25 protein-coding genes and 1 pseudogene are annotated in these 24,752 nt (G+C 72.9%); 13 read left to right on the top strand and 13 right to left on the bottom strand.

Going from position 1 to position 24,752, the window contains the following annotated elements; all coding sequences use genetic code 11:
• Positions 1-61: 61 nt before the first annotated feature.
• The 3 genes from AC3CHW_RS03500 to AC3CHW_RS03510 all read right to left on the bottom strand — a co-directional run bounded on the left by AC3CHW_RS03500 (position 62) and on the right by AC3CHW_RS03510 (position 3,108).
• Positions 62-1,402, bottom strand: coding sequence for an aminotransferase-like domain-containing protein (locus tag AC3CHW_RS03500; protein WP_488469526.1), 1,341 nt, complete (start codon positions 1,400-1,402; stop codon positions 62-64).
• A 3-nt stretch (positions 1,403-1,405) separates the two neighbouring features.
• Positions 1,406-2,356 carry an alpha/beta hydrolase gene (locus tag AC3CHW_RS03505; protein WP_488469527.1) on the bottom strand — a complete coding sequence of 317 codons (951 nt, stop codon included), beginning with the start codon at positions 2,354-2,356 and terminating at the stop codon, positions 1,406-1,408.
• 107 nt (positions 2,357-2,463) lie between these two features.
• Positions 2,464-3,108 carry a TetR/AcrR family transcriptional regulator gene (locus AC3CHW_RS03510; protein ID WP_488469528.1) on the bottom strand — a complete coding sequence of 215 codons (645 nt, stop codon included), beginning with the start codon at positions 3,106-3,108 and terminating at the stop codon, positions 2,464-2,466.
• A 176-nt stretch (positions 3,109-3,284) separates the two neighbouring features.
• On the opposite strand from AC3CHW_RS03510, the gene AC3CHW_RS03515 reads away from it, so the two are divergent.
• Entirely contained in the window at positions 3,285-4,361 is a 1,077-nt protein-coding gene (locus AC3CHW_RS03515) for an alpha-hydroxy acid oxidase (protein WP_488469529.1), read from the top strand.
• A gap of 264 nt (positions 4,362-4,625) precedes the next feature.
• Complete coding sequence (locus tag AC3CHW_RS03520; protein ID WP_488469530.1) at positions 4,626-6,062, top strand: class I adenylate-forming enzyme family protein; 1,437 nt, start codon at positions 4,626-4,628, stop codon at positions 6,060-6,062.
• Here AC3CHW_RS03520 and AC3CHW_RS03525 read toward each other — a convergent pair.
• Positions 6,053-6,703, bottom strand: a complete 651-nt coding sequence (locus tag AC3CHW_RS03525) for a 4'-phosphopantetheinyl transferase family protein (protein ID WP_398606877.1) — start codon at positions 6,701-6,703, stop codon at positions 6,053-6,055. The two genes, AC3CHW_RS03520 and AC3CHW_RS03525, sit on opposite strands and share 10 nt — an antisense overlap.
• A gap of 18 nt (positions 6,704-6,721) precedes the next feature.
• On the opposite strand from AC3CHW_RS03525, the gene AC3CHW_RS03530 reads away from it, so the two are divergent.
• The 8 genes from AC3CHW_RS03530 (at position 6,722) to AC3CHW_RS03565 (ending at position 15,762) form a co-directional block, all read left to right on the top strand.
• Positions 6,722-6,985 (top strand): acyl carrier protein, encoded by a 264-nt coding sequence (locus AC3CHW_RS03530; protein ID WP_398606876.1) that lies wholly within the window; start codon positions 6,722-6,724, stop codon positions 6,983-6,985.
• Between the two features lie 127 nt (positions 6,986-7,112).
• Complete coding sequence (locus tag AC3CHW_RS03535) at positions 7,113-8,762, top strand: class I adenylate-forming enzyme family protein (RefSeq protein ID WP_488469531.1); 1,650 nt, start codon at positions 7,113-7,115, stop codon at positions 8,760-8,762.
• Positions 8,759-10,057, top strand: a complete 1,299-nt coding sequence (locus AC3CHW_RS03540; RefSeq protein WP_488469532.1) for a beta-ketoacyl-[acyl-carrier-protein] synthase family protein — start codon at positions 8,759-8,761, stop codon at positions 10,055-10,057. The genes AC3CHW_RS03535 and AC3CHW_RS03540 overlap by 4 nt, the downstream gene beginning before the upstream one ends.
• Positions 10,054-11,118 (top strand): 4-hydroxyphenylpyruvate dioxygenase, encoded by a 1,065-nt coding sequence (gene hppD / locus AC3CHW_RS03545; RefSeq protein WP_488469533.1) that lies wholly within the window; start codon positions 10,054-10,056, stop codon positions 11,116-11,118. Before AC3CHW_RS03540 ends, hppD begins: the two co-directional genes overlap by 4 nt.
• Before the next feature lie 79 nt (positions 11,119-11,197).
• Positions 11,198-12,115, top strand: a complete 918-nt coding sequence (locus tag AC3CHW_RS03550; RefSeq protein ID WP_488469534.1) for a phytanoyl-CoA dioxygenase family protein — start codon at positions 11,198-11,200, stop codon at positions 12,113-12,115.
• 176 nt (positions 12,116-12,291) lie between these two features.
• Positions 12,292-13,158, top strand: coding sequence for an alpha/beta hydrolase (locus tag AC3CHW_RS03555; RefSeq protein WP_488469535.1), 867 nt, complete (start codon positions 12,292-12,294; stop codon positions 13,156-13,158).
• Positions 13,159-13,280: 122 nt separating this feature from the next.
• Entirely contained in the window at positions 13,281-14,747 is a 1,467-nt protein-coding gene (locus AC3CHW_RS03560; protein WP_488469536.1) for a DHA2 family efflux MFS transporter permease subunit, read from the top strand.
• A 43-nt stretch (positions 14,748-14,790) separates the two neighbouring features.
• Positions 14,791-15,762 (top strand): acyl-ACP desaturase, encoded by a 972-nt coding sequence (locus AC3CHW_RS03565; RefSeq protein ID WP_488469537.1) that lies wholly within the window; start codon positions 14,791-14,793, stop codon positions 15,760-15,762.
• A 44-nt stretch (positions 15,763-15,806) separates the two neighbouring features.
• Here the strand turns inward: AC3CHW_RS03565 and AC3CHW_RS03570 are convergent, their stop codons facing one another.
• Positions 15,807-16,193 carry an immunity 51 family protein gene (locus AC3CHW_RS03570; RefSeq protein ID WP_398606868.1) on the bottom strand — a complete coding sequence of 129 codons (387 nt, stop codon included), beginning with the start codon at positions 16,191-16,193 and terminating at the stop codon, positions 15,807-15,809.
• A gap of 277 nt (positions 16,194-16,470) precedes the next feature.
• Positions 16,471-16,635 carry a hypothetical protein gene (locus tag AC3CHW_RS03575; RefSeq protein ID WP_459246350.1) on the bottom strand — a complete coding sequence of 55 codons (165 nt, stop codon included), beginning with the start codon at positions 16,633-16,635 and terminating at the stop codon, positions 16,471-16,473.
• A 169-nt stretch (positions 16,636-16,804) separates the two neighbouring features.
• On the opposite strand from AC3CHW_RS03575, the gene AC3CHW_RS03580 reads away from it, so the two are divergent.
• Both AC3CHW_RS03580 and fabI read left to right on the top strand, forming a co-directional pair.
• The gene (locus AC3CHW_RS03580; RefSeq protein ID WP_488469538.1) at positions 16,805-17,668 is read left to right on the top strand and encodes an alpha/beta hydrolase; all 864 of its coding nucleotides are present in this window, start codon (positions 16,805-16,807) and stop codon (positions 17,666-17,668) included.
• Positions 17,665-18,444, top strand: a complete 780-nt coding sequence (gene fabI / locus AC3CHW_RS03585; protein WP_488469539.1) for an enoyl-ACP reductase FabI — start codon at positions 17,665-17,667, stop codon at positions 18,442-18,444. The genes AC3CHW_RS03580 and fabI overlap by 4 nt, the downstream gene beginning before the upstream one ends.
• Before the next feature lie 101 nt (positions 18,445-18,545).
• Here the strand turns inward: fabI and AC3CHW_RS03590 are convergent, their stop codons facing one another.
• Together AC3CHW_RS03590 and AC3CHW_RS03595 are read right to left on the bottom strand one after the other, a co-directional pair.
• Positions 18,546-19,196 (bottom strand): TetR/AcrR family transcriptional regulator, encoded by a 651-nt coding sequence (locus AC3CHW_RS03590; RefSeq protein WP_187062537.1) that lies wholly within the window; start codon positions 19,194-19,196, stop codon positions 18,546-18,548.
• A 131-nt stretch (positions 19,197-19,327) separates the two neighbouring features.
• Positions 19,328-20,221, bottom strand: a complete 894-nt coding sequence (locus AC3CHW_RS03595) for an alpha/beta hydrolase (protein ID WP_488469540.1) — start codon at positions 20,219-20,221, stop codon at positions 19,328-19,330.
• Positions 20,222-20,366: 145 nt separating this feature from the next.
• On the opposite strand from AC3CHW_RS03595, the gene AC3CHW_RS03600 reads away from it, so the two are divergent.
• Positions 20,367-20,873 (top strand): hypothetical protein, encoded by a 507-nt coding sequence (locus AC3CHW_RS03600; RefSeq protein ID WP_488469541.1) that lies wholly within the window; start codon positions 20,367-20,369, stop codon positions 20,871-20,873.
• 155 nt (positions 20,874-21,028) lie between these two features.
• On the opposite strand, the pseudogene AC3CHW_RS03605 reads toward AC3CHW_RS03600, so the two are convergent.
• The 5 genes and pseudogenes from AC3CHW_RS03605 to AC3CHW_RS03625 all read right to left on the bottom strand — a co-directional run.
• Positions 21,029-21,288: pseudogene (locus AC3CHW_RS03605) on the bottom strand (transposase); the annotation flags it as partial.
• Positions 21,289-21,384: 96 nt separating this feature from the next.
• The gene (locus AC3CHW_RS03610) at positions 21,385-21,582 is read right to left on the bottom strand and encodes a hypothetical protein (RefSeq protein ID WP_488469542.1); all 198 of its coding nucleotides are present in this window, start codon (positions 21,580-21,582) and stop codon (positions 21,385-21,387) included.
• Between the two features lie 454 nt (positions 21,583-22,036).
• Positions 22,037-22,360 carry a hypothetical protein gene (locus AC3CHW_RS03615; protein ID WP_488469543.1) on the bottom strand — a complete coding sequence of 108 codons (324 nt, stop codon included), beginning with the start codon at positions 22,358-22,360 and terminating at the stop codon, positions 22,037-22,039.
• A complete protein-coding gene (locus tag AC3CHW_RS03620; protein ID WP_488469544.1) occupies positions 22,357-22,794 on the bottom strand; it encodes a hypothetical protein in 438 nt (145 codons plus the stop codon). The genes AC3CHW_RS03615 and AC3CHW_RS03620 overlap by 4 nt, the downstream gene beginning before the upstream one ends.
• A gap of 280 nt (positions 22,795-23,074) precedes the next feature.
• Entirely contained in the window at positions 23,075-24,310 is a 1,236-nt protein-coding gene (locus AC3CHW_RS03625; protein WP_488469545.1) for a helix-turn-helix transcriptional regulator, read from the bottom strand.
• Positions 24,311-24,752 lie beyond the last annotated feature (442 nt).

Here is a 24,752-nt window from a genome sequence, read left to right on the forward strand (position 1 = left end):
GTACGTTTAGTTATGGGTGGGCGAACGGCCCGACCGCCGCCGGCCGGGCCCCGCCGCCGCGTTACGCGTCCGCCGCCGCCACCTGCGCCTCGATGAACCGGGCGAGCCGACCCACCCCCTCGACGATCTCCTCCCGGCTCAACGCGCTGCACGACAGCCGTAGTTGGTGTTCCCCGCCGCCGCCGAGGAAGAAGTCGGCCATCGGCGTCCACAACACGCCGAAGTGGCGCGCCGACCGCTCCAGCGCCTTGGCGTCCGCGACGAACGGCACGTCCACGACGAGGAAGAAGCCGCCCGCCGGCTCGTTCCACCGGACGCCCAGCGCCCGCCGCCGCTCGGCCGGAAAGTGCCGCGCCAACTCTTCGAGAACCGTGGACAAGTTGGTGCGGTAGTGGGCGATGGAGGCGGCGTTGGCCTCCCGCAGCCGACAGCCCGACTCCACGAGCAACCCGCCGATGACCGCCTGGCTGACGGCCGAGGTGTTGACGGTGGTCATGCTCTTGATCTTGGACAGCTCGTCGGCGAGCAGCGAACGCCGCCCCGCCGGGTCGATGACCTCCTGGTCGGCGACGACGTACCCGACCCGCGCGCCGGGCAGCGCCGTCTTGGCGAACGAGCCGAGGTGCAGCACCCGCCGCTGCCGGTCCAGGGCCTTGAGCGTGGGCCGGGCCGAGCCCGCGCGCACGAAGAAGCCGTACGGGTCGTCCTCCAGGATCAGCAGGTCCTCCTGGGCCGCCACCGCGAGGAGCCGGCCGCGGGCCTCGACGGTCATGCTCGCGCCCGACGGGTTGGCGAAGTCCGGCACGACGTACAGGGCGCGCGGACGCCGGCCCGCCGCCCGGGTGCGGCGCACGGCGGCCAGCACCTCGTCGGGGTCGGGGCCGTGCGCGCCCTCCGGGACGGGTTCGACCGCGATGTCGAGCAGTCGGGCCGCGCCGGTGACGCCGACGTAGCACGGCGAGCTGACGAGGAGGGTGTCGTCGGGCCGGGCGAACAAGGCCCGCAGGGTGATGAGCATCGCCTCCTGACAGCCGGTCGTCACCACCACCGACTCCGGGCTCACGTGAATCTGCTCGTCGTTGGCCAGGGTGCGGGCGATCAGGTCGTGGATCACGCCGTTGGTGCGCCCGTACTGGAAGAGTTGGGTGCGCACCCGCTCGCGCGACCAGCCCAGCTCGCCCTCCAGGTAGTCGGTGTAGGAGCGCAGGTAGCGCGGCAGGTCCTCGATCTCGAACGCCCCCTCGGCCGGTCGGCCGGGGGCGAAGGACAGCGCGTCGGGGAAGCGGGCGACGACCTCGTTCAGGAAGTTCATCGCGTCGAGCAGCGGGTCGGTGAGCGAGGCGTGCAGGTCGCCGATGGCCAGCGGCTGGGAGGACGCCGCGGGCGCGCTGGGTTCGGTCACGGCTCAGTCCTTGGTCGCGGGGTCGGCGAGGGCGGTACGCAGGTACGCGGCCACCCGGTCGAGGGCGTGCCGGCCGGCGGGAACGGTGCCGGCCATGGCGAAGAAGCCATGGGTGACGCCCGGGTAGCGGACGGCCTCGGCGCTCACCCCGCACTCCCGCAGCCGTGCGGCGTACCGCTCGCCCTCGTCGCGCAGCGGGTCGTACTCGGCGGTGATCACCAGCGCCGGGGGCAGGCCGGCGTGGTCGGCCGCGCGGAGCGGCGATGCCAGCGGGTGGTCCCCGTCCTCGGCGGTCGGCAGGTAGTTGTCCCAGTACCACCGCACCGACTTGTCGTTGAAGAGCAGCGGGTCGGTGATCTCGCGGCGGGACGGGGTGTCGGCGCGGTGGTCGGTGTTCGGGTAGACGAGCACCTGGGCCCGTAGGTCGGGACCGCCGGCGTCGCGGGCCAGCAGGGTCACGGCGGCGGCCAGGTTGCCGCCCGCGCTGTCGCCGGCGACGGCCAGCCGGCCAGGGTCGCCGCCGAAGCGCGGGGCGTGCTCGGCGGCCCAGCGCAGGCCGGCGAAGCAGTCCCGGGGCGCCGCCGGGAACGGGTGCTCGGGCGCGAGCCGGTAGCCGACGGCCACCGTGAGGCAACCCGCCGCGTTGGCCAGGCTTCGGCAGATCGCGTCGCTGGTCTCCAGGGAGCCCAGCGTCCAGCCGCCACCGTAGAAGTAGACGAGTACCGGCAACGGCCCCTCGCCCGCCGGGCGGTAGACGCGCACGGGCAGCGGGCCCGCCGGCCCCGCCAGCGAGGCGTCGACGATCCGCTCGACGGGCTCGGGGTCGCCCGCCTCGGCCTGGATGGCGGCCAGGTCGGCCGCCCTGGCCTCGGCCAGCGTCATGGCGTACAGGGGGCGGACGTCCCGCGCGGCGCGCCGGTCGTACAGGGCCTGCGTGTGTGGCTCAAGGGGCATGGTCTCTCCGTGTCGTGGCCGCGGCCCGGGAGCGGGGGCCGTAGGGCGCGGTGCGGTCGCGGGGCGCGGGGCGCGGTGCGCGCGGGGCGCGGTGCGCGCGGGGCGCGTCAGGGTGTGTCGGGGAGGAGCGTCGGGTCGGTGGCGACGCTGAGCAGGCGGTTGCGGATGCCGTTGGTCGCCCGTTGGTAGCAGGCGAAGTTGTGGTGCAGGACGGATTCGGCGTTGGCCGTCTCCAGCAGGGCGACGAGTTCGAAGGCGAGTTGGGGAACGTCGGTGTCCGTACGGACCTCACCGACCTCCCGGGCGTCGGCGATGACCCCCTCCAGCAGGGAGAACCAGTTGCCGTGCGCCGCGGTGACCGCGTCGCGCACCTTGCCCTCGCGCGCGTCGTACTCGGCCGAGACCGAGTAGAAGAAGCAGCCTCCGGGAAAGACGCGCTGTTCGGAGTAGGTGAGCCAGTTGGCACACAGACGCCATATCTGGCCGATGCCGGGGGGCAGGTCGCGCGCCGGCCGCACCACGTGCTCGACGTAGATCTTGATCGCGGTGCGTACGGTGGCCAGTTGCAACTCCTCCTTCGAGCCGAACAGGGCGAACACTCCGCTCTTGCTGAGCTGGAGCTCGCCGGCGAGCCGGCCGAGTGAGAGCCCCTCCAACCCTTCGACCGATGCGATGTTGACGGCTCGTTCGAGGACCAACCGCCGCGTCTGGTTGCCGCGTTCGATCCGTCCGTCCGGGTGCGTCGTCGTCAAGGGAAACCTCCTCGATGCCTCCCACCGGGGCTGCCGCTGCGTCCCGCCGAGCGCCCACCCGACTAAGTGGACGACCGTGCGGACATGTGGGAGAGTTCGGTTAGTGTACGCACGTGCGGTTAGTTGGCGTACAGGGTCGCAGCACGCGAAGCGAGTGACGGCGGGGGGATGCGCCAGTGGAGTCGACGCTCTACGACTACGAGACCGCAGCCAGGGAGCGATTACCGCGACCCGTATGGGACTTCCTCGCCGGCGGCAGCGGGACCGAGTCGATGCTGGCCACCAGCCGCGAGGCGCTCGACCGACTCACGCTGCGCCCGAGGTGCCTCGTCGACGTCTCCGACTGCCGCCCCGACACCGCGCTCCTGGGCTCCCCGCTGCCGGCCCCACTGGGCATCGCCCCCATGGCCTATCACCAACTGGCGCACGTAGACGGCGAGTTGGCCACGGCGCGGGCGGCCGGCGCGTCGGGCACGCTCCTGACGGTCAGCATGTTCGCCAGCCGCACCCTGGAGGAGATCGCGGCGGTGGCCGGTGGCCCGCTGTGGCTCCAGCTCTACTGGCTACGGCGACGGGAGCCGATGCTCGACCTGATCCGGCGGGCCGAGCGGGCCGGCTACCGCGCGCTCGTCCTCACGGTCGACGCGCCCCGGATCGCCCACCGCCCGCGCGACGTACGCAACGGCTTCGCCCTGCCGGCGGGCATCCGCGCGGCGAACGTCGACCCCGCGGTCATGACGGCCACCCACAGCGCCGCCGCGGGCCAGTCCGCCATCGCGCGCCACGCCCGGGAACAGTTCGACTCCTCGATCACCTGGAAGGACCTGGCCTGGCTCAGGGAACGCACCGAACTGCCCCTGGTCCTGAAAGGCGTACTCACCGGCGAGGACGCCGAACTCGCCGTGCGACACGGCGTTGACGCCCTCGTCATCTCCAATCACGGCGGCCGACAACTCGATTTCGCGACGCCCGCCCCGGACGCCCTGCCCGAGATCGCCGATGCCGTCGCCGGGCGCTGCCAACTCATCCTCGACGGGGCCATCCGTCACGGGGCGGACATCGCGAAGGCGCTGTGCCTGGGGGCCGACGCGGTGTTTGTGGGCCGCCCGGTCCTGTGGGGCCTGGCGCACTCCGGAAGCGACGGGGTCGCGGCCGTACTGCGCACCCTCATGCGCGAGTTCGACGAGGTCATGGCCCTGATGGGGGCGCCTGACGTGCAGGCGTTCCACCGCTCGGGAATTGCGCGGAAATGAACTGACAACCCCGGGGGGTCAACCATCCCGCATTCCCTTTCACCACCTGGTGAAAGGGAGTTTCGGGCTGCCCGCATATAACCAACCGATTGGCCAAAGGGGTTCACGCAGAACTTCGCTTGATTACTGAAAGGTAGTGAGCAACGATGAATCTGCCGCCGGGTGGGGAAAACATGGCGGCGCACGCATCCGTATTCGTCAAAGGACGGCGTTGTCCCCTGGCGGCTCGGATAGTTCGACATCTGCTACAGGGGAGAGATTCCGGTGGGGGAAGCTGATAGATCGGCGTCCGAACTGCCTGTTGGTGGTGGCGGGGAATGGGTCGATGAGGTACTGCTCGGGGGGAGTGGGCAGGACGTCGCCCTCCACCTGGGCGGCCCGGTCAGTCGTTGGGAGTTGCGCCGGCTCGTGGCCGACGAGCAGCGGCGGCTGCGCGCCGCCGGCCTGGCGGCGGGCGGTTCGCTGGCCGTCCGGCTGCCGCCGTCGTTGAGCTGTGTCGTCACCATGTTGGCCGGGTGGCGCTCGGGCGCCCAAGTGGCCCTGCTCGACTACCGGTTGACGCGTCACGAGGTGGACGGGGCGCTCGCGCTGCTCACCCCGCAGGTGGTCGCGGAGCCGACCGACCCGGTCACCGGCACGCTGCGCGGGTACGTCGACGTCCGCTCGCGGATCACCACGCCGGCCACCGGCCGCCCGGCCGCCACGCCGCACGCCCTCCTCCAGTTGAGCTCCGGCTCGACCGGCCCGTCCAAGGTCATCGGCCGCACGGTCGAGAGCCTGCTGACCGAACTCGACCGGTACGCACGGCTCGACGGCTACCCCACCCGGGGCGAGCGCACCGTGGTGCTGGCCTCGATCATCCACGTCCTCGGGCTCGTCGGCGGGTTGCTGAGCGGGCTCGCCGCCGGGTCGCAGGTCGTGCTGCCCCGGACCCACACGCTCGACGGCATCGTGCGGGCCGTCACCGCGGGAGAGGGGGCGACGACCCTGCTCGGCGTCCCCTCGCAGGCCGCGATGCTCGCCGCGGCCGGGGCGCCGCCGAGCCTGCCGCGACTGCGTCGGATGATCGTGGGCGGCGAGTTGGTCAAGCCCGGCGTGCGGGAGCGCTTCACCCGCGCGTTCGGCGCCGAACTCGGCGTCATGTACGGCATGACCGAGGTGGGCGTCATCGCGGCCGACGTGAGCGGCGCGCACACCCCCGGGCTCGCCCCGGTGCACGGCATGCGGGTGCGGATCGAGGACGGCCAGATCCTGCTGGGCCTGCCGGCCAGCCCGTACGTGGGCCGCACCGATCGCACCCGGTTCGTCGACGGCTGGCTGCGCACGAAGGACGCGGGCGGCATCGACCCGGCCAACGGGCTGCTCACGGTGCACGGCCGGCTGGACGCGCAGGTCTCCGTCGGCGGCCTCAAGGTGGACCTCGCCGAGGTCGAGGCCACCCTCGCGGCGCTGCCCGGCGTCACCGACGCGGTGGTGGTGCAGGGCACGGGCATCGAGGGCTTCGTGACCGTGCGCGAGCCCGGCTCGTTCACGGCCCTCGCCGACGCGCTCGCCGCGCGCCTGGCCCCGTACAAGAGGCCACGGACGCTGCACCTGCTGCCCGCGCTCCCGCGCACCGCGACGGGCAAACCGGTGCGCGACGCGGAGGCGCTGCGAGCCGCGGTGCGCGCGGCGGCCTCGGTCGGCGCGGCTCAGGCGTAGTCGGCCGCGTCCACCCGGCGTACCCGGGTCCGGACGGCACCGGCCCGCACCGCTCCCACCAACGCCAGCCCCAGGACGTAGCGCCCCTCCCCCACGATGACCGCCGACGAGGTCAGGTGCGCGGCCCCCGGCAGGGGGCGCGGCGTCAGCGACGCGGCGGGCGGCCACCGCTCGGGCAGCGGCACCGGTCGGCTCATGCCGCCGCGCCGCAACCCCTGGCCCCGCGCCTTGCCCACCGACTCCTTCTGCGTCCACAACCACAAGAAGGCCACCGACCGTTGCCGTTCGGGCAGGCCCGCGACCCACTCCGCCTCGGCGGGGTGCAGCCAGGACCGGGCCAGCGCGTCGGCGCGCAGCTCGCGCACCACCTCCACGTCCACCCCCACCGGGGCCCGGTCGGTCAAGGCGACGGCCAGCGCCCCGCGCGCATGAGCAAGGCTGACCCGCGGCGCCTCGGCGACCCCGCCGATGACGGGGCGACCGCCGGGTTCGTGGTCCAACCGAAGCCCGGACACCGGGACCCGCAGCGTCCGCGCCACGGCCCGGAGCAACAGGGTGTGCGCCGTGCGGCGCTCGTCCCCGTCCGTCGTGCACCACAGCACCGTCACCGCGTCCGGGGCCGGCCCCGGGTGCCCATCCATGAAGAGGGAGTCAATCAAATGTCCGCAGAGGTTGAGAAGTTCGTCATCGAGGCCCTCGACAACATGAACTACGACGTCACCGGCGTGACCGCCGAGACCCCGCTCGGCCCCTCCGGCCTGGACCTGGAGTCCCTCTCGGTGGCCGAGATCGCCATTCAGGTGGAGGACACCTACGGCGTGAAGTTCGACGAGGACGAGATGGAGTCCGTCGCCCTGCTGACCGTCGGCGGCCTGGTCAAGGAGATCGTCCAGCGGGCGTCGGCCGCGACCTCGGCCAAGTGAGCCCCGCCCGCCGCTGACCCGCCCGACCCGACGTGCCCGCCCTCCCGGCCCAAGCGGCCCGCCGCCGGCCGGGAGCGGCGGCAGGTCGTACGCGATCCGTCCGATCGAGAAAGCGAAGACACCGGCAATGAATCCCCAGAACGAGCGCGCGGAACTCGCGGCCGACCAGCGGTTGGGTGTCGGCAACGTCTTGACCACCCTCGTCGACCGCGGCACCGGCCTGACCGCGCCGACCCTGACCTTCGACACCCCGGTGGACGGCCACCCCGCCTGGCAGGCCCTGTCGCTGGCCCAGCTCGGGCAGCGGGTGGCGGCCCGGGCCGCGGCCCTGCACGCGCTGGGCGTACGCCCCCGGGACCCGGTCGCCGTGTGGGTGGGCGCCGCGGCCGACCAGGTGCTCAGCTATCTGGCGCTGGTACGGCTCGGCGCGATCCCCGCGCTCGTCAACGGACGGCTGCCCGCCGAGCAGGCGGGCGAGTACATCGCGCGGCTGCGGGCCGTGGGGGTGATCGCCGACGGCCCGCACCGCGAGGCGCTGTCCCAGGTCGGCTGCGCGACGGAACACCTGGCGGACCCGGCCACGTTGGGCACGGGCGAGGCCGCCGCCGCGCCCGCGCCCTACCGGCACCACGGAAGCGAGCCCGTGGTGATCACGCACTCCTCGGGGACCACCGGCCTGCCCAAGGCGGTGACCCACTCGCACCACAGCCTGTTCGCGGCCATCCGGCACCGCCTCTCGCTGCCCAAGGGCCAGGGCCTTGACCGCATGTTGGGCGTCCTGCCGTCGGCGCACGCGGCCACCGTCATCGCCGTCAACCTCGCGCTGACCAACCGCAGCCAACTCGCCCTGCTCTCCCAACAGGACGGCGGGCCGGTCCTGGACGCCATCGAGCGCTGGCAGCCGCACAGCGTCCTCGGCTTCGCCACCACCTGGTCGGAGCTGGCCGGCGCGGACCTGGCGGCCCGCGACCTGGACTCCGTACGCACCTGGTGGAACACCGGCGACTGCGCGCACGAGGCGCACATCCGCAAGCTGGTCGCCGCCGGCGCGCGGGAGGCCGTCACCAGTGCGGGCCGGGTGCGCCGGCCCGGGTCGTTCTTCGTGGACGGCCTGGGCTCGTCGGAGATGGGCCACTCCCAGTTCTTCATCACCCACACGCCCGACACCAGCCGCTACGGGCGGTGCATCGGCAAGCCGCACGCCTTCTCGGACGTGGCCGTCGTCGATGACGCGGGCCACAAGCTCGGCCCGGGCCAGGTGGGCCAGTTGGCGATCAACGCGCCGACGCTCTCGCTCGGCTACTGGAACGACTCGGTGACCACCTACCGCACCCGCCGCGACGGCTACTTCCTCACCGGTGACCTGGTCTTCCACGACACGGACGGCTACTACTACCACGTCGACCGGGCCGTGGACGCGGTGGACCTGGGCGGCGGCAACCGGCTCTACACGATGCTGTGCGAGGAGCGGGTCCTCGCGGGCTGCGCCGACGTATGGGAGTGCACGGTGGTCGCGGTGCCCAGCCAGGGGCGGGTCATCACCTCGGTGCTGCTCGTGCTCGACCCGGGGGCCGACCAGGAGGCCGACCGGGCGCCCGAGGTGCTCGCCGCCCTCGAGCCGCACGTGGCCGACACCGTCGAGCGGGTCGTGGTGGTGAGCCCGGAGCGCATCCCGCTCGGGGCGACCGGCAAGGTACGCAAGTTCCTGCTGCGCCAGCGCTTCCTGGACGGCGAGTTGCTGGGCCGGGAGAGCGTCGCCGGGCAGGTGACCGCGTGAGCGCGGGCAGCGGGCAGGCGCGGCCCGTCGTCACCGGGCTCGGCACCTTCACCCCGCTGGGCCGTGGCGCCGACAAGCTCTTCGACGCGCTGTGCCGGGGCACCTCCGGGCTGCGCAGGCCGCCGCCGGGCCACCTCCTGGACGGCACCGTGGGCGTGGCGGGCATCGCCCCGGAGATCGCGGCGCGCGAGGTGCTGCCGCCCAGCGAGGGGCGGCTGGTCGACCGGTACGTCCTGATGGCCATGGCCGCCGCCGACGACGCGGTCGCCGACGCCGGCCTCACCGTCGGCCGGGACGTGGACCCGCACCGCGTCGCGGTGGTCATCTCCAGCGGCGCCGGCGGGCTGACCACCTACGAGGAGCAGACCCGGGCACGGGCCGAGCGCGGCCCGACCGCGGTCAGCCCCTACCTGCTGCCGGGCATGCTGCCCAACATGGCCGCCGCCCGCATCGCCATCAAGTACGGGGCGCGCGGCTGGAGTTCGGCCATCGCCACCGCCTGCTCGGCCGGCGCCCACGCGGTGGCCGAGGCCGCGCGGCTGATCCGCTACGGCGAAGCCGACGTCGTGATCTGCGGCGGCGCCGAGGCCCCGCTCAACCCGACGTCGGCGCTGGCCTTCGCGCACGCCCGGGCCCTTGCCAGCGGCTGGGACGACCCGGAGCGGGCCAGCCGGCCCTTCGACCGGCGGCGCAACGGCTTCGTGCTGGCCGAGGGCGCGGGCGTGCTGGTCGTGGAGCGGGCCGACCACGCGGACGCGCGGGGCGCGGCGGGCTACGCCGACCTCGTCGGCTGGGGCGCGACCACCGACGCGTACCGGCCGACGGCGCCCCGGCCCGACGGCGAGGGGGCGGCGCACAGCATGCGCGGCGCGCTGGCCACGGCCGGGCTCACACCGGCCGACGTCGACTACGTCAACGCGCACGGCACGGCCACCAAGCTGGGCGACATCGCGGAGACCAAGGCGGTGCGGGCGGTCTTCGGGGACCGTTCGCCGGCCGTGAGCAGCACCAAGTCGATGACCGGCCACCTGCTCGGCGGCTCCGGCGCGGTGGAGGCGGTCGTCTGCGCCCTCGCCCTGACCCGGGGCGCGCTGCCGCCCACCCACAACCTGGACGAGGTGGACCCGCGCTGCGACCTGGACCACGTGCGGGGCGGGGCCCGGCGGCAGCGCGTCGAGGCCGTGATCTCCAACTCGTTCGCCTTCGGCGGCCACAACGTCAGCCTGCTCCTCGCCACCGCGAGCACCCGGAAGAAGCACCCGGCCACGACCTCAGAGAAGGGCTCACCCGCGTGAACATCGGAGCTGTGGACCACGTCGAGTTCTACGTCGGGGACGCGCAACAGTCGGCCTTCTACCTGTGCACCGCGTTCGGGTTCCGCCTGTGCGGCCAGTCGGGGCCCGAGACCGGCCGACCCGACCAACGCTCCCTGTTACTGCGCCAGGGAGGCATCGACGTCCTGCTCACCTCGGCGCTGACCGCGGGCCACCCGGTGGCCGAGTACGTGGCCCGGCACGGCGACGGCGTGGCCAACATCGCCTTCGCGGTGGACGACGCGGCCCGGGCGTTCGCGACGGCCACCGAGCGGGGGGCGGTCGCCGTCGAGGAGCCCACCACGCACCGGCGGGGCGACACGGAGGTGGTGACCGCCGCCGTGCTCGGCTTCGGCGACGTCATCCACCGGCTGATGCAACGCACCGGCGACCGCACCGACTTCCTCCCCGGGACGCTGGACATCTTCGCCGAGGACCCGGACCCAAGACAGCAGTTGCTGACCACCGTGGACCACGCGGCGATCTGCGTACCGGCGGGCCGACTCGGGCCCACGGTCGCCTTCTACGAGCGGGTCTTCGGCTTCCGCCAGATCTTCGAGGAGTTCATCGAGGTCGGCGAACAGGCCATGGACTCCAAGGTGGTACAGAGCCCGTCCGGCCAGGTCACCTTCACGATCATCGAGCCGGTACCCGACCGCCGGCCCGGCCAGATCGACACCTTCCTGGCCAGCCACGGCGGCGCCGGCGTGCAGCACCTGGCGCTGCTCACCGACGACATCGTGGCCACCGTGCCCGCCCTGAGCGCCCGCGGCGTCCGGTTCCTGGACACGCCCGACGCGTACTACGACGACCTGACCGGCCGTCTCGGCAGCCCCGACCTGCGCGTCGAGGACCTGCGACGCACGGGCGTCCTGGTCGACCAGGACCACTGGGGTCAGGTCTTCCAGATCTTCACCCAGTCCCCGCACGTGCGGAAGACCTTCTTCTGGGAGGTCATCGACCGGCACGGCGCCCGCACCTTCGGCAGCGGCAACATCAAGGCCCTCTACGAGGCCGTGGCCCGCGCCGAGGTCACGGCCTGAGCCCGGCCCGCCACGCCCCGGCAGCGCCCCGCCGACCCCACCGCACCCGCACCCGCACCCGTCGTACGTAAGGAATCCCGTGACCGTTCAGGACGCAGCCGAGTTCACGCTGACCGACGAGGAGCACGCCCTCCTGCCGTCGGACGAGGACGTCGCCGCCTACGCCGAACACGGCTGGTACATGTCGAAGAAGCTGTTCACCGACGAGGAGACCGACCTCCTGGTCTCGGCGAGCGAGCGCTTCTACGGCGGCCACCGCGACCGGAGACTGCCCGTCCGGCCGCCCAGGCTCGCCTACTGGGAGCCGGCGGACGGTCCCGTACAGCGGCACAACGACTACATCCACTACGAGGACGACACGATCGGCCGCGTCCTGCGCAAGCCGCTGCTGGGCGCGGTGGCGGCGCGCCTGGCCCGGGCGGAGGCGATCCGGGTCTTCCAGTCCACGCTGATCTACAAGCCGCCGGTGGCCGGGGAGCCGTCGAACGTCGTGCCCTGGCACTTCGACCGGCACTACTGGGCCACCTCCACCTCCGAGCGGATGCTGACCGCGTTCATCCCCTTCCACGACTGCGACGAGGAGATGGGCACGATCACGATGGTGGACGGCAGCCACCGGTGGCGCGAGACCGCGGCCAACGACGCGACCTCGCTGCACTTCGCCGAGCGGGACCGTGGCGAACTGGAGGCCATGTTGGAGGAGAACGCCCGCCACAACGGCGTGCGGGTGCGCAAGGTCCCGATGCGCATACCCAGGGGCCACGTCAGCTTCCACCACTGCCGCACCTACCACGGCAGCGGCCCGAACCTGAGCGACCGCCCGCGGCGGGCCATCTCCCTCCACCTCCAGGACACCGAGAACCGCTACCGCGCCTTCACCCGCTCGGACGGCACGCCCGTCGCGTACAACCACGACATGCTGGTGCGTAGGACGGCCGACGGCACGCCCGACTACGGCGACCCCGAGTTCCTGCCGCTGCTGTGGAGCAGCCGCTGACGCGCGCCGTCGGGCGGGGCGACGCCGGCCCCGCCCGCACGCCGGAACGGCCGCCCCGCGCCGAACGCCCGCGGGCCATCGCGAGTTCGCAGCGCCGCGACGTGATGAAACGCCGCACCCAACGAGGAGAGAGCTGAGCCGATGCGGAATCCGTCCCCCACTCCCGTGGTGCGCGCGTGAGCCGCGCGGCGCCGCTCGTCGGCGCGGCCCTGAACGCGCTGGCGCGCCCGGCACCCGAGCTGGCCGGGCGGGCGGCGTACGCGCTGTTCCGCCATCCGCTGCGGCGCGGCAAGGTGCTGCCGCGCGAGCGCGCCGTCCACGAGCGGGCCGCCGTCGAGGAGTTGGTGGTGGCCGGCAAGCGGGTGCGGTGCTACCGCTGGGGAGACGGCGGCGCGCCCGTGCTCATGCTGCACGGGTGGCAGTCCCGGGCCTCGCGGTACGCCGGGTTCGTGCCGCGCCTTGAGGCGCTGGGGCTGACGGGGCTGTCCTTCGACGCGCCGGGCCACGGAGCGTCGGCGGGGCGCGACACGACCGTGCTGGAGTACCGGGAGATCATCGGCCAACTCCAGGAGCGGTACGGCACGTTCCGCGCGATCGTCGCCCACTCGCTCGGCGCCACCAGCGCGTTCCTGGCGCTGCGCGGTGGCGCGCGGGCCGAGCGGCTGGTGACGGTGGCGGCGGTGCGGGACTTCGACCACTTCCCCGACGCGTTCGCGCGGCTGCTCGGGCTGACACCGAGCCTGCGGCAGGACCTGCGCGAGCGGATCGAGCACCGGCTGTTCGGGCACGTGGCCGACCCGTGGGCGCTGTTCGACGCGGTGCGGGCGGCCACGGAGATCGACGTGCCGGTGCGCCTGATCCACGACGCGGACGACGACCTGGTGCCCCTCGCGCAGGCGTACGCGCTGCGCGAGGCGTACGGGGCGCGGGCGGAGTTGGTCGTCACCCGCGGCCTCGGCCATCGGAAGGTGCTGGGCGAGCCGGCGGTGATCGACAGCGCGCTGGAGTTCATCGGGCCGGCCGCCCGGCGGACCACCCTTTAAATTAAACGCACGATCGTTTAGTTTTATCGGGCGTCGGCGGCGCCTCGATGACCGCAGCGGCGCTCCGATGACCGCCGCGCGTCCGACGACCACCGCGCGTTCGATGGCGAAGGGACCCCCGCATGACCACCGCCTCACCCCACTCACCAGACGCCAGCCCGCCACCGGAGGCGGCACCGCGCGCCGAGCGGCTTCGGCCGGACTCCGCCCAGGCGGCGGCCACGGCCAGGCTCGCGCTGCTCGTCGCGTCGGGGGCCACGTTCCTCGCGGTGCTCGACACCACGATCGTCAACATCGCCTTCGCCGACCTGCGGGCGGACTTCACCGGCGCCTCGCTGTCCCAACTGACCTGGGTCATCACGGCGTACACGGTGGTCTTCGCCGCGCTGCTCGCGGTCGCCGGGCGCACCGCCGACGTGCTCGGGCGCAAGAAGCTCTTCGTCTGGTCCACCGTGCTGTTCACCCTCGCCTCCGCGCTGAGCGGGCTCGCGGTGGGCGTGCCGATGCTCGTGGCCGCCCGCGCGCTGCAGGGCGTGGCAGCCGCGGGGATGATCCCCTCGGCGCTCGGCCTGGTACTCCAGCACACGCCGGCGGAGCGCCGACAGGTCGCCGTCGGCGTCTGGGGCGCGGTCGGCAGCATGGCCGCCGCCGTCGGCCCGAGCCTGGGCGGCCTGTTGGTGGACGCGTGGGGATGGCGCAGCGTCTTCCTGATCAACCTGCCGATCGGGCTCGCCATCGCGGCCGTCGCGGTGCGCCTCACCGGCGACGCGCCCAGCGGACGCCGGCTGCCCGACCCGGTGGGCACCACGGCCCTGGCGCTCGGCATCGGCGGCATCGTGTTCGGCGTGACGCAGGGGACGGAGTGGGGCTGGGGCAGCGGCCGGGTGCTGGCCCTGCTGGTGGCCGGCGCCGTCCTGCTCGCCGCGGCCCTGCTGGTCTCCCGGCGGCACGCCGCGCCCGCCGTCGAGTGGGACCTGTGGCGCAGCCGCGCCTTCGCCGCCACCAACGTGGCCTCGCTGCTGTTCGGCGCGGCCATGTACGCCTATCTCCTGAGCACCCTGCTGTTCCTCAACGCCGTCTGGGGCTACTCGGAGTTGAAGGCGGGCCTCGCGGTGACGCCGGGCGCCTTCGCCGCCGCCGTCGGCGCCACGGTGGTCGGGCGCCGGGTGGGACCGCGGGCCCAGTGGGCCGCCGTGGCCATCGGCTCCGCGCTCTTCGCCGCCTCCTGCGCCGCGATGTACCTGCTGCTGGGGACCGAGCGCGCGTACCTGACCCTGTGGCTGCCCATCGGCGTCCTGGCGGGGCTCGGCATCGGAGCGGCCCTTACCGCGATCTCCAACGCGGCCACGGCGTCGCTGGAACCCCACCGCTTCGCCTCCGGCTCCGGCCTGCTGATGACCACGCGCCAGGTCGGCGGCGCGCTGGGGATCGCCGCCCTGGCCGCGATCCTGGAGCGCCACGGCCCCCGGGACGACCAGGGCTACCTGCACGTGTTCCTGGCCTGCGCGGTCGGCTCGGTGGCCGCCATGGCCGTCGCGCCCACGATCCGCGCCCGGGCCACGGGGCGCCGTCCACACCCGGAGCGCTAGCGGGCGACCCCCGCCGCGCCCGCGACGCGAGGAAGCGAGCACCATGCCACCCATCGACCGATCCGACCGCACCGCGGCCCGCGCCGAGCACGCGCTGCTCGCCGAACTCCAACCGGTGGTGGAGCACAACCTCCACCGCCATCTCGACGTGGCCAGGGAGTGGTTCCCCCACGAGTACATCCCCTGGAGCGCGGGCCGGGAGTTCGACGGGCCGCTCGGCGGGCGCCCGTGGACGGCGGACGAGGCCACGCTGCCCGAGGTGGCCCGCCTCTCGCTCGTGGTCAATCTGCTGACCGAGGACAACCTGCCCGGCTACCACTTCGCGGTGGCCGAGTTCGGCAAGGACGGGCCCTGGGGCACCTGGGTCGACCGCTGGACGGCCGAGGAGGCCCGGCACGGCGCGGCCCTGCGGGACTACCTGCTGGTGACCCGCGCGGTGGACCCCAGGGCCCTGGAGCGCGCCCGGATGGCGCACATGTCGGCCGGCTACACCCGGCCCGACGGCTACAGCGCCCTGCACGCCATCGCGTACGCCGCCTTCCAGGAGCTGGCCACCCGCATCTCGCACCGCAACACCGGCCAGGCCAGCGGCGATCCGGTCTGCGACGCGCTGCTGGCCAGGATCGCCGCGGACGAGAACCTGCACATGGTCTTCTACCGCGACTTGGTCGAGGCCGCGTTCGAACTGGCCCCGGACACCGCCATGGGGGTCGTACGCGACGTCGTCGTCGGCTTCGAGATGCCCGGCTCGACGATCAAGGACTTCGGGCGCAAGTCCGCGGAGATCGCCCTGGCCGGCATCTACGACCTGCGGCTGCACCGGGACCACGTGGTCCTGCCGATCCTGCGCAAGCTGCGCGTCTTCGAGCGGTCCGACCTCGGACCGGCCGGCGAGGCCGCCCGGGAGGAACTCGACGCCTTCCTCACGACGTTGGAGGCCAAGGCGACCTCCTTCACCACGCGGCGCGAGGGCATCCGGGCGGCGCGCGCCAGGCGCGCGACGACCGCCGTCTGACCGGCCCCGTGGGCGGTGCCCCCGCGCGGGGGCACCGCCCACGGTCAGTCGAACCAGTCCGGGTCCGCCGCCTCCAGGTACGCGGCCAGCACGGCCGGATCGCGGTGGGCCTCGCTCAACAGCGCGCCCAGGCGGCGCAGCGCGCCCGCGTCCGTGCCGTGCGCGGCGAACATGCCCGCCTCACAGTCGTACGCGACGCGCTCCGCCAACTCCGGGGCGCGCGAGCGTATCGCGGAACGGGCGACGGCCTCCCAGTCGTACCCGCCGCCCTCGTGACCGCGCTCACCGAAGGCCGCGGCGGTGGAGACCATGTGGTCGTCGCTCAGGATCAGCCCGTAACTGCCCGGCGCGGAGTCGTACTCCAGGAACATCAGCGGAGCGAAGCTCTCGCGGTCGGTCGGCTCGGTCGGCTCGGTGGGCTCAGTGCTCATGTGGGCATCGTAGGCAGGGGGTACGACAACGCCCGCGCCTCGCGAGTAGGCACGGGCCGCGAGTGGGGACCAGCCGGCCGAGCGCCCCCGGCGACCCCGCGCCCGCGCCCCTACCGCGCGGGGCTCGCCCCCCGGTCGAGCCCCGCGCGGGCGACTCCCCCACCCCGTACGCGCGCGCCCGAGGGCCGCGCCCGCTCGACGCCGGCCGGCCCGGCGTGGCCGCAGGCGCCGTTGAGCATTCCCGCCGCGACCACGCCCCCGACGAGCCCGACCGCGCTCACCGCGGCTTCGCCGGCTCGGGCGGCGCGAGGTGGCCGCCGCGGGCGTCCGCGAGGAGTTGGGCGTCGATCACGGAGTCGAGGTGGTCCTTGAGCCACTGGTTCGGGCCCGGCGGGCGAACCGACACCTGGTCCGCTCGGGGACAGGGCTGCGCGAGCGCCATCTCGTCCTCCAGGGGAGAGAGTTGACCGGTCGTACGGTGACCACATATTAGCACGACCGTGCGTTCTTTTTCGCTACCGGCGACGCCCTGTCGCCGCCGGGAGGAGTAAATGTAAGCGAACGATCGTGCTAGAATCTCGTCCACTGTGATCGCATCGGGAAGGCGTGCCATGGACCATGCGACGCCCCGCGTCAAGGTGCCCCTCAGCGACGAGGGACAGCGCCTGTTCGACCTCTTCCGCCGGCCCCAGGGGCGCAGCAGGCCGCGACCCGGCGAGCGCGCGGCCATGGAGGGCGCGCGGTGGGGCCGGCTGACCGTGGGCGACACCGCGGTGGTCACCTACCGGTGGGGCGACGGCGCACGCCCGGTGCTGTTGGTGCACGGCTGGGAGTCGCGTGCCTCGCGGTACGCCAAGGTCGTCACCCGCCTGCTCGAACTGGGCTACAGCCCGCTGGCCTTCGACGCACCGGGGCACGGCGAGTCCGACGGCGACAGTACGACCCTGACCGAGTACCGCGACGCCATCGGCCAACTCAACGACGCGCACGGCCCGTTCGAGGCCGTGGTCGCGCACTCCTTCGGCGTCACCGCCTCCTTCCTCGCCCTGCGCGACGGGGTGCGCGCCCGCCGGGTGGTGGCGATCAGCTCGGTGCCGGACTTCGGCTACGTGGTCGACGCGTTCTGCGCCCGCACGGGGCTGACGCCGCGCCTGCGGGACGAGTTGCGGCACCGTATCGAGCGGGACTTGTACCCGGACGAGGCCGACCTGTGGACGCGCTTCTCGGTCCTGGCCGGGGTCGCCGACCCGCGCCCGCCGCTCCTGTTGGTGCACGACGAGGACGACGAGGCGGTCGGCCCCGAGCAGGCGCGGCGCATCGCGGCGGCGTACGGCGAGCGGGCGCGGACGCTCACCACCCGCAGGTTCGGCCACCAGCGCATCCTCGGCTCGCCCCAACTCGTGTTGGCCGTCGGCGACTTCGTGAGCACGGGCGCCGTCAGCGGCGGGCTTCCGGGCGCGGAGGCGGCGCGGTGAGCGGCCTGCTCGCGGGCAAGCGCGTCCTGGTGACCGGCGTCCTCCTTGAGTCCTCGATCGCCTTCCACACCGCCCGGCTCTGCCAGGAACAGGGCGCCGACGTCGTGCTCACCGGCCACGGGCGGCTCAGCCTGGTCGAGCGGATCGCCCGCCGGCTCCCCGAGCCCGCTCCGCTGATCGAACTCGACGTGCAGAACCAGGCCCACCTGGACGGCCTCGCGGACCGGGTACGGGAGTCGGCGACCGGCGACGCGCGCCTGGACGGCGTGGTGCACTCGATCGCCTTCGCGCCGCCCGACGCGCTCGGAGGGGACTTCCTCGCCACCCCGTGGGGTTCGGTGGCCACCGCGGTCGAGGTGTCGGCGTACTCGCTCAAGGCCCTGGCCATGGCCACCCTGCCGCTGATGCGGGAGCGCGGCGGAGCGATCGTGGGGCTGGACTTCGACGCGCGGACGGCGTGGCCCGCGTACGACTGGATGGGCGTGGCCAAGGCCGCGCTCGAGTCGACCTCGCGCTACCTCGCCCGCGACCTCGGCCCGCACGGCATCCGCTGCAACCTGGTGGCGGCGGGGCCGGTCAAGACGATGGCGGCCCGGTCCATCCCGGGGTTCGAGACGTTCCGCGAGGTGTGGCGCACGCGCGCGCCGCTCGGCTGGGACGTGTCCGACCCCGAACCGACCGCCCGCGCGGTCGTCGCGCTGCTCTCGGACTGGTTCCCCCGTACGACGGGCGAGATCGTGCACGTGGACGGCGGGGTGCACGCCATCGGGGCGTAGGGCCCCGTCGGGACGTGACGCGCGGCGGCCGAGCGCACGGCGACGGCGGCCCACCCCCGTGGTGCGGGCCGCCGCGCCGGCTCGGCGTCGCCGTGGATACGCTACGGCGCCTCGGGGAGCAGCGCGGGGTCGGTGACCACCGCGCGCAGGCGGCTGGCGATCGCCTTGGCCGCCATGTCGTAGTACGTGGACTCGTCGTGCAGGACCGACTCCGCGTTGGCCATCTCCAGGAGCGCCACGATCTCGAAGACGAGCTGCGGAACGTCGGCGTCGGCCGCGATCTCGCCGGCCTGTTGGGCCTCGCGCACGGTCTGTTCGAGGTAGGCGAACCAGTTGGTGCGGGCGGCGGCGAGGGTGTCGTGCACCTTGCCCTCGCGGGCGCCGTACTCGGCGGATACCGAGTAGAAGAAGCAGCCGCCGGGGAAGACCCGCTCCCGGGAGTAGGTGAGCCACCCGGTGCACACCCGCCACAGCCGGTCCACGCCCGGCGGCAGGTCACGGGCCGGCTGGACGACGTGCTCCAGGTAGACCTTGATGGCCGCCCGCACGGTGGCCAGTTGCAGGTCCTCCTTGGAGCCGAACAGGGCGAACACGCCGCTCTTGCTCAGCTTGAGTTCGCTCGCGAGGCGGCCCAGCGAGAGCCCTTCGAGGCCCTCGACGGAGGCGATCTCCACCGTGCGCTTGAGAATCGTCTGCCGGGTCTGGTTGCCGCGCGCGATCCGCCCGTCGGTATGTGTCGCCGTCGCTGCCATGCCCGCGTCTACCTACTTTCCGGTGCCGGACCCTCGTGGTCACCAGAGCCGTGCTCGTGCTGGTGGGGGACCGCCCAGTGTAGCCAATGTGCGGACGATCGTGCGGTTTGCGTCACACGGGCCCGCGCGCCTCAGTCCGCGGACGCCGTCCGCGCCCGCGCCGTGCCGATCGCGCTCGGGCCGTGCTCGACGAAGTCCAGCACCGTGCGCACCACGTCGGCGTCGGCCAGGATGCGCCGGTGGCCGAGGTCCCGCGTGGTGATCAACTGGGCCTGCTCGCCGAACGCCGCGGCGATCCGACGCCCCTGGGAGACGTCGATCCGCGTGTCGCCCTCGTCGTGGACCACCAACAGCGGCGCGCGCACGGAGGCGACCGCGTGCGTCACTGAGAAGGGCGTCAGCTCGCTCGGCACGTCGGGGAAGAGCCGCCGGTCGACCTGGCCGCGCAACCGCTCCGTGAGCTGGTCGCGGAGCCGGAGTTCGGAGCTGAACTCCTCGATGAGGAAGTCGAAGTCGCACACCCCGCTGACGGTCACGATCCGCTCGGCCCGCACGCCGTGGTGCAGCGCGTAGAACGAACCCAGCACGCCCAGCGAGTGGGCCACGAGGCCCTCGAACGTGCCGTACCGGTCGTGCAGGGCGGTGACGATGGCGCGGTAGTCGAGGATGGTGGTGCTGCGACCGGTCGCGTCGCCGTGGCCGGGCGCGTCGAAGGTGATGACGCTGTAGCCCCGTTCCAGGAGCCCGGGGACGAACTCGGACAGCCGCGACCCGCGCGACTGCCAGCCGTGCACCAACAGCACCGGCCGGGTCCCGTCGCCCCACCGGTAGGTCACCGCGCGCCCGCTGTCGACCGCCAGGTGTTCCACCGTCGCCGTCGCGAACAACTCGCGCTCGACGCCCCGCAGCTTGCTCCGCGCGAACGGCATGTGGAAAAGGCGGAACGCGCCGGCACCCGCCAGCCGCCCGGAGACCCGGGAGACGGCGTTGAGGGTGGTGCTCGCGACTGCCTCGATGGGCTGCATCCCGCTACTCCTCGATCGACGCCTGGAGTCTGCTACCTTAGCACGACCGTCCGTGCAGTTTTATGGGCCGGAGCGCCCACCCGGCGTCCGCTCGGGCGAGGGGTCGTCCAGCGGCTCAGTAGCCGAGAAGGCCAGGGAGGCCGTCGTGTCGAGCACCATCTGGTTCGCGCCGTGGAAGCCCGGCCCGGCCGACCTCCCCCGGTCGGCCGGAGCGGGCGGCGGCCCGGTCCTCGTGAGCGTGACCGAGTTCACCGCCCACCGACCGTGGACCGCGCCCGGCGTGACCCTGGCGGGGCTGGCGCTGCGCCGGTCCTGGGACGGGTTGGAGGGCGCGGTCGGGCTGTGGCTGTGGGCGGCCTCCGACGTGGCGCGCCCCCGCTCGGGCTCGGTCTCCGTCTGGCGCGACGCGCGGGCCCTGGCCGGGTTCGTGGCCCGCCACGACCACGTACGGATCATGCGCGCGTACCGGGACCGGGGCACCCTGCGCTCGACCAGTTGGCAGGCCACCGCCTTCGAGCACGGCGCCACCCTGCGGGCCGCCCGCTCGCTGCTCACCGGGGAATCCCCCTGGCCCACCCAGGAGGCGACGGCCGACCCCGGGCACGCGGGGCCGGCCCACCCGGGCCGGCGCCCCGGCCGGGCCGACGCCTGACGCGGGCCGGCTCCTCGGCGGCGGGGCTCGGCCGGCCCTTGGCGGCGGGACCGGTCGCGGGGTCACGGGCACACGCCCGAGCGGCGCCCGACGGGGTACGTCGGGCGCCGCTCGTGAGGGCTGTGCGAGGTGGCGGGGCGCGGGGTGGCGCGCCGCCGGAAGGCGATGCGGCTTCGCCCAGACCCGGGCGGTACTCCACTCGGTGAAGCGCCGACGCGCGGTCGGCCCCGACGGGCCGAAGACCGGCGGCGGCTACCGCCAGGCGCAGCCCGTCGTGGCCACGAAGACAATCGCGGCCAGCACCTCGCGATCCCCATACCGCCGCCGACCGCCGCCCTGCGGCCGCGATGGAGCAGATGGCACCACCCGCTGGAACAGCTCCCACAAACACGTCCGGCACCACGCGCTCGACCATCACCACACGGCGAAGACCACCCAGCACTCCACATGAGACGGCATCCAAGAAGGACCCGCCCCGGACGGTGGGGCGAGTCAGCTTTTTGATGGCTCGTCAGCGCTGGACGACGATGCGGACCCCAGCGGCGAAGGCCACGGCGCCGTCACGAAGGACGAGGGTCGTACTGCCGAGCTCACTGTGCTGCACGTTGAGCACGTACCGCCGCAGCCCGCCCAACTCGAACAAGTCGCCCTGTCGAGCGTCACGGGCGTCCACGATCTCACTGATGAGTAGATGATCGAACGGCTTCACCCCGCACCTCCGGCGAGAGGTTCGCCACGCCAGAGGGTCAGGGGCACGCGCTCCGCTATGAGAGCGCGAAGCGCGTGGCCGGTAGTGGGGTCCAGTTCATCGACGGACGACCACACGAGATGCGACCCGCCGCACTCGCCGCACGGCGGCAGGGACTCCGTCGGGTGCTCGCCGCCCTCGACCACCAGCGTGACCTGTTCCACGTCCGAGCCTCGCTCGGGCGGGTGCTGGTCCATCGCGAGGACGCGCGGCGGCTTGATGGGCAGAGGTAGGCCCAGGGACGTGAACGCCCGCACCGTGCCCGCCCCCACTGGCTCGTCTGGCCGTAGCGCCACCTCGGGCGGGCCGGGTTCACCGTCGCGTACGACCTGTAGGACGCGGGGCCAAGGTTGGGTGGGATCGTACGGGTCAGCGGGACGCCACACGAGGAGCTGGACCCAGGTATGGCGCGGCATCAGTGCAGCGCTCCGTCCAGGAACTCGCTTACTCCGGCGCAGTCTTGGGGCTCCCGGTCGTGGAACGTGCACAGCCCCGCTGTGCGGCTACCGTCGGACCAGAGCCAGTAGTCGGCCCGGTCGAGTTCCACGCGCCTGGCGTTCGGGCACAACACGTCCTTGCGCAGGGCGTCGGGGTCGAACAGCGCCTCTTCAAGGCGCTGATGGAACTCGGTGTCGGTGACCGGCGTCCACGCGTCGTCGGCCCGCAGGAAGAACCGCAGCGCCACACCGTTGACGATGACGCGGTGTTGGTCGGTGAGCGTGAGGTGGTGTCCGATCACGCCGTTCCTCCCCCCGGCTCCTCGTCGGGGTGCGGGAAGGGGAACTCGCGCTCCTCAACCAGGAGATCGATCACCTGGCACAGATTGCGAATCATGCCCACCCCGGAGTACAGCGGCGAGCGCAGCTCGTCGACGGTCTTCTCCGTGCTGTCGGCGAACTCCTGGGCGAGGCCGGCGAGGGCGAGGGCAGGTCCCACAAGGGTGGGCCCGAGGGACGCCAAAGTGTCCTCGGTGAGGTACCCGGCATCCTGTTTGGCAGCGTCCGGACGCTTCGCCCACCGGCGCACCAGCTCTACGCGGAGCGCGACCAGGTTGCCGACCTCGCGGGGGTCGTCCTTCGCGCGTTCCCAGCGGCGCTTCAATGACCCATCTCCCAGCGCGAGGAGGGCGTCCAGCTTGGCGTCGGGCGGGGCCGGAGCAGGGGTGTCACTCATCGCATTGCCCCCTCGCCCGCGGTGCCGTCATCAGGCTGGGACGGCAGTTCCGCGCGTTCCCGTGTCGGTAACGACGTGTCACTCGTCGGCCAGAGACCTGCGGCGGCGTCGGCCAGGTTCCGACGCCGCGCGATGTCGGCGGAGCTTCGATTCACGGTCAGGACTCCTCTTCGTACGGGGTGGGGGAGCTCTGACCGTAAAACTGCGCCACACTAGGAGCCACAGAGCGTTCATAGCAGTTCGCACAGAGTGACCAACAAACTGCTACGCAGCGTGGTATTTACTCGAAGACGCCGAGGAAGGAAGCCATTTCGCGCATCTCCTCGGTGAGCGTTCGTTTGCGGGATTTGAGCGCGTCTGACATCACGTACCGCGCCAACGGTTGGTGCCGGAGCCACGCGGCCGAACTGTGTCGCAGGCCCACCAGCTCGGCGACGGCCTCGTTCGTGGAACCCAACCTGACGTGGGCCTGCGCGACATCCAAACGGTGACGGCCCCAATTCGGCCCTGTGGGGCGGCCAATGTTCTTGAGGGCCTTGCTCCCGAGGAGACCTTCGTCTGCGCGACGCAGCACTCCACGGAAGTCTCCGACCAGGGCGAGGTCTTCTACCACCTTCGCCTCGGTGGTGACCGGTCCGAAGCCGCCCCAGTGGTGGGGGAACGTGTTGTGTTCGCGACCCAGGGCACTAGCAGCGGTTCCGGCCATGCGGCGTGCTTCCTTGGCTTCACCCGGCCGGTTGTTCCGGACCGCGCTGGACGCGACGCGCAGCCACAACTCGCCCCACACAGCGAGGTGTGCCGGTGTAGCCGTAGACATGCGCGGCTCCAGCTCTCGGGCCGTCTCCGTGGCAAGCGCTTCGGATTCATCGAAGCGGTCCTGCCGGAGCAGAAGCCAACACATCCCGACGATGCCCGTCCCGGCCGTGAGCGACTGGTCCTCTTCGCGTGCGAGCCGAATGGCCTCGGCGAGAGAGTGGTATGCGAGGTCGTATTGCCGAACCTGTGTCAGGTACTTCCCAGTGAGCAGCAGTGCGTACATCCGGGCAATCAGCGCGGACCGCTGATCTTCACCCTCCGCGCCGGCGACGGTCACCTCGGTTTCGCGAAGGAGGGGGGGCAACTTGCGGGCCACGGACTCGTACCGGTCGGCCCAGTAGAGAGCGTGACAGTCCTTGATGCGGCGGTGCAGCTCGTCAACATCCGTGGGCTGGCCGGAGATCACCGCAGGCGCGGCGAGGCCGACTGGGGGCATGAGTGCCTTCCGTAGCTCGACCAAGGACCGTCGGGTGCCTTCGTCGCCCACCACAGGTTCGGGCACGTCCGTTACAAACAGGGAGCTGGTCGGTTGGCCCAGGGCGCGCGCGAGCGCGTGCAGGGTGTCCGTCCGCACGTCGCCGCCTTGCTCGATCTTGCGGACAGTGCCGACCGACATGCCCGCGTCCAGCGCCAGTTGCTCCTGGCTCAGCCCTGCCGCCCGTCGGTACTTCCTGACGTTGTGCGCAAGCGCGGTCGCCATCGCGCATCCCCTTCCTTGTCGCCACTCCCAAGGTACGCCCGCAGCAGGGGGGGCGGAGGCTCGTCTACGAGCCCAGGTAGTAGGCCGCGAAGGGTCTTCCTCGGTGGCGGCCTGGTACTCGTCGGCCAGCCCGGGTGCCTCAGCCGTGGGGCGAAGCGCGAACGTGGGAGATGAGGTGGTGCGGTGCGTGAACATGACCCCAGGGTTCCCTGCCGCCAGGCGTGGGCCGATGCTGATGCGACGACAGGTACGGCCGGGGGCCGTGGCGGAGCGTGACGGAGGGGGGAGCAAGAACGTAGCCACCCGTCGCCGCACTCCTTGCGATCCGGCACACCGGTCATGGCATCGTGTGAGACGGTCAATAGGTCGATCAACCACGGTGGCGCTTCCGCGCTGTAGTTCGCCGTCCCGGATGTCGCAGCCGGTACGGCTTTCCATTTGT

This window comes from Streptomyces sp. MGP-BFMKR1 (assembly GCF_057766585.1).

Excerpts from the sequence above, each read along its gene's own strand:
- AC3CHW_RS03505 (WP_488469527.1), bottom strand. The coding sequence starts at position 2,356 with ATGCCCCTTGAGCCACACACGCAGGCCCTGTACGACCGGCGCGCCGCG.
- AC3CHW_RS03525 (WP_398606877.1), bottom strand. The coding sequence starts at position 6,703 with ATGGATGGGCACCCGGGGCCGGCCCCGGACGCGGTGACGGTGCTGTGG.
- AC3CHW_RS03530 (WP_398606876.1), top strand. The coding sequence starts at position 6,722 with ATGTCCGCAGAGGTTGAGAAGTTCGTCATCGAGGCCCTCGACAACATG.
- AC3CHW_RS03535 (WP_488469531.1), top strand. The coding sequence starts at position 7,113 with ATGAATCCCCAGAACGAGCGCGCGGAACTCGCGGCCGACCAGCGGTTG.
- AC3CHW_RS03560 (WP_488469536.1), top strand. The coding sequence starts at position 13,281 with ATGACCACCGCCTCACCCCACTCACCAGACGCCAGCCCGCCACCGGAG.
- AC3CHW_RS03565 (WP_488469537.1), top strand. The coding sequence starts at position 14,791 with ATGCCACCCATCGACCGATCCGACCGCACCGCGGCCCGCGCCGAGCAC.
- AC3CHW_RS03570 (WP_398606868.1), bottom strand. The coding sequence starts at position 16,193 with ATGAGCACTGAGCCCACCGAGCCGACCGAGCCGACCGACCGCGAGAGC.
- AC3CHW_RS03575 (WP_459246350.1), bottom strand. The coding sequence starts at position 16,635 with ATGGCGCTCGCGCAGCCCTGTCCCCGAGCGGACCAGGTGTCGGTTCGC.
- AC3CHW_RS03580 (WP_488469538.1), top strand. The coding sequence starts at position 16,805 with ATGGACCATGCGACGCCCCGCGTCAAGGTGCCCCTCAGCGACGAGGGA.
- AC3CHW_RS03590 (WP_187062537.1), bottom strand. The coding sequence starts at position 19,196 with ATGGCAGCGACGGCGACACATACCGACGGGCGGATCGCGCGCGGCAAC.
- AC3CHW_RS03595 (WP_488469540.1), bottom strand. The coding sequence starts at position 20,221 with ATGCAGCCCATCGAGGCAGTCGCGAGCACCACCCTCAACGCCGTCTCC.
- AC3CHW_RS03620 (WP_488469544.1), bottom strand. The coding sequence starts at position 22,794 with ATGAGTGACACCCCTGCTCCGGCCCCGCCCGACGCCAAGCTGGACGCC.
- AC3CHW_RS03625 (WP_488469545.1), bottom strand. The coding sequence starts at position 24,310 with ATGGCGACCGCGCTTGCGCACAACGTCAGGAAGTACCGACGGGCGGCA.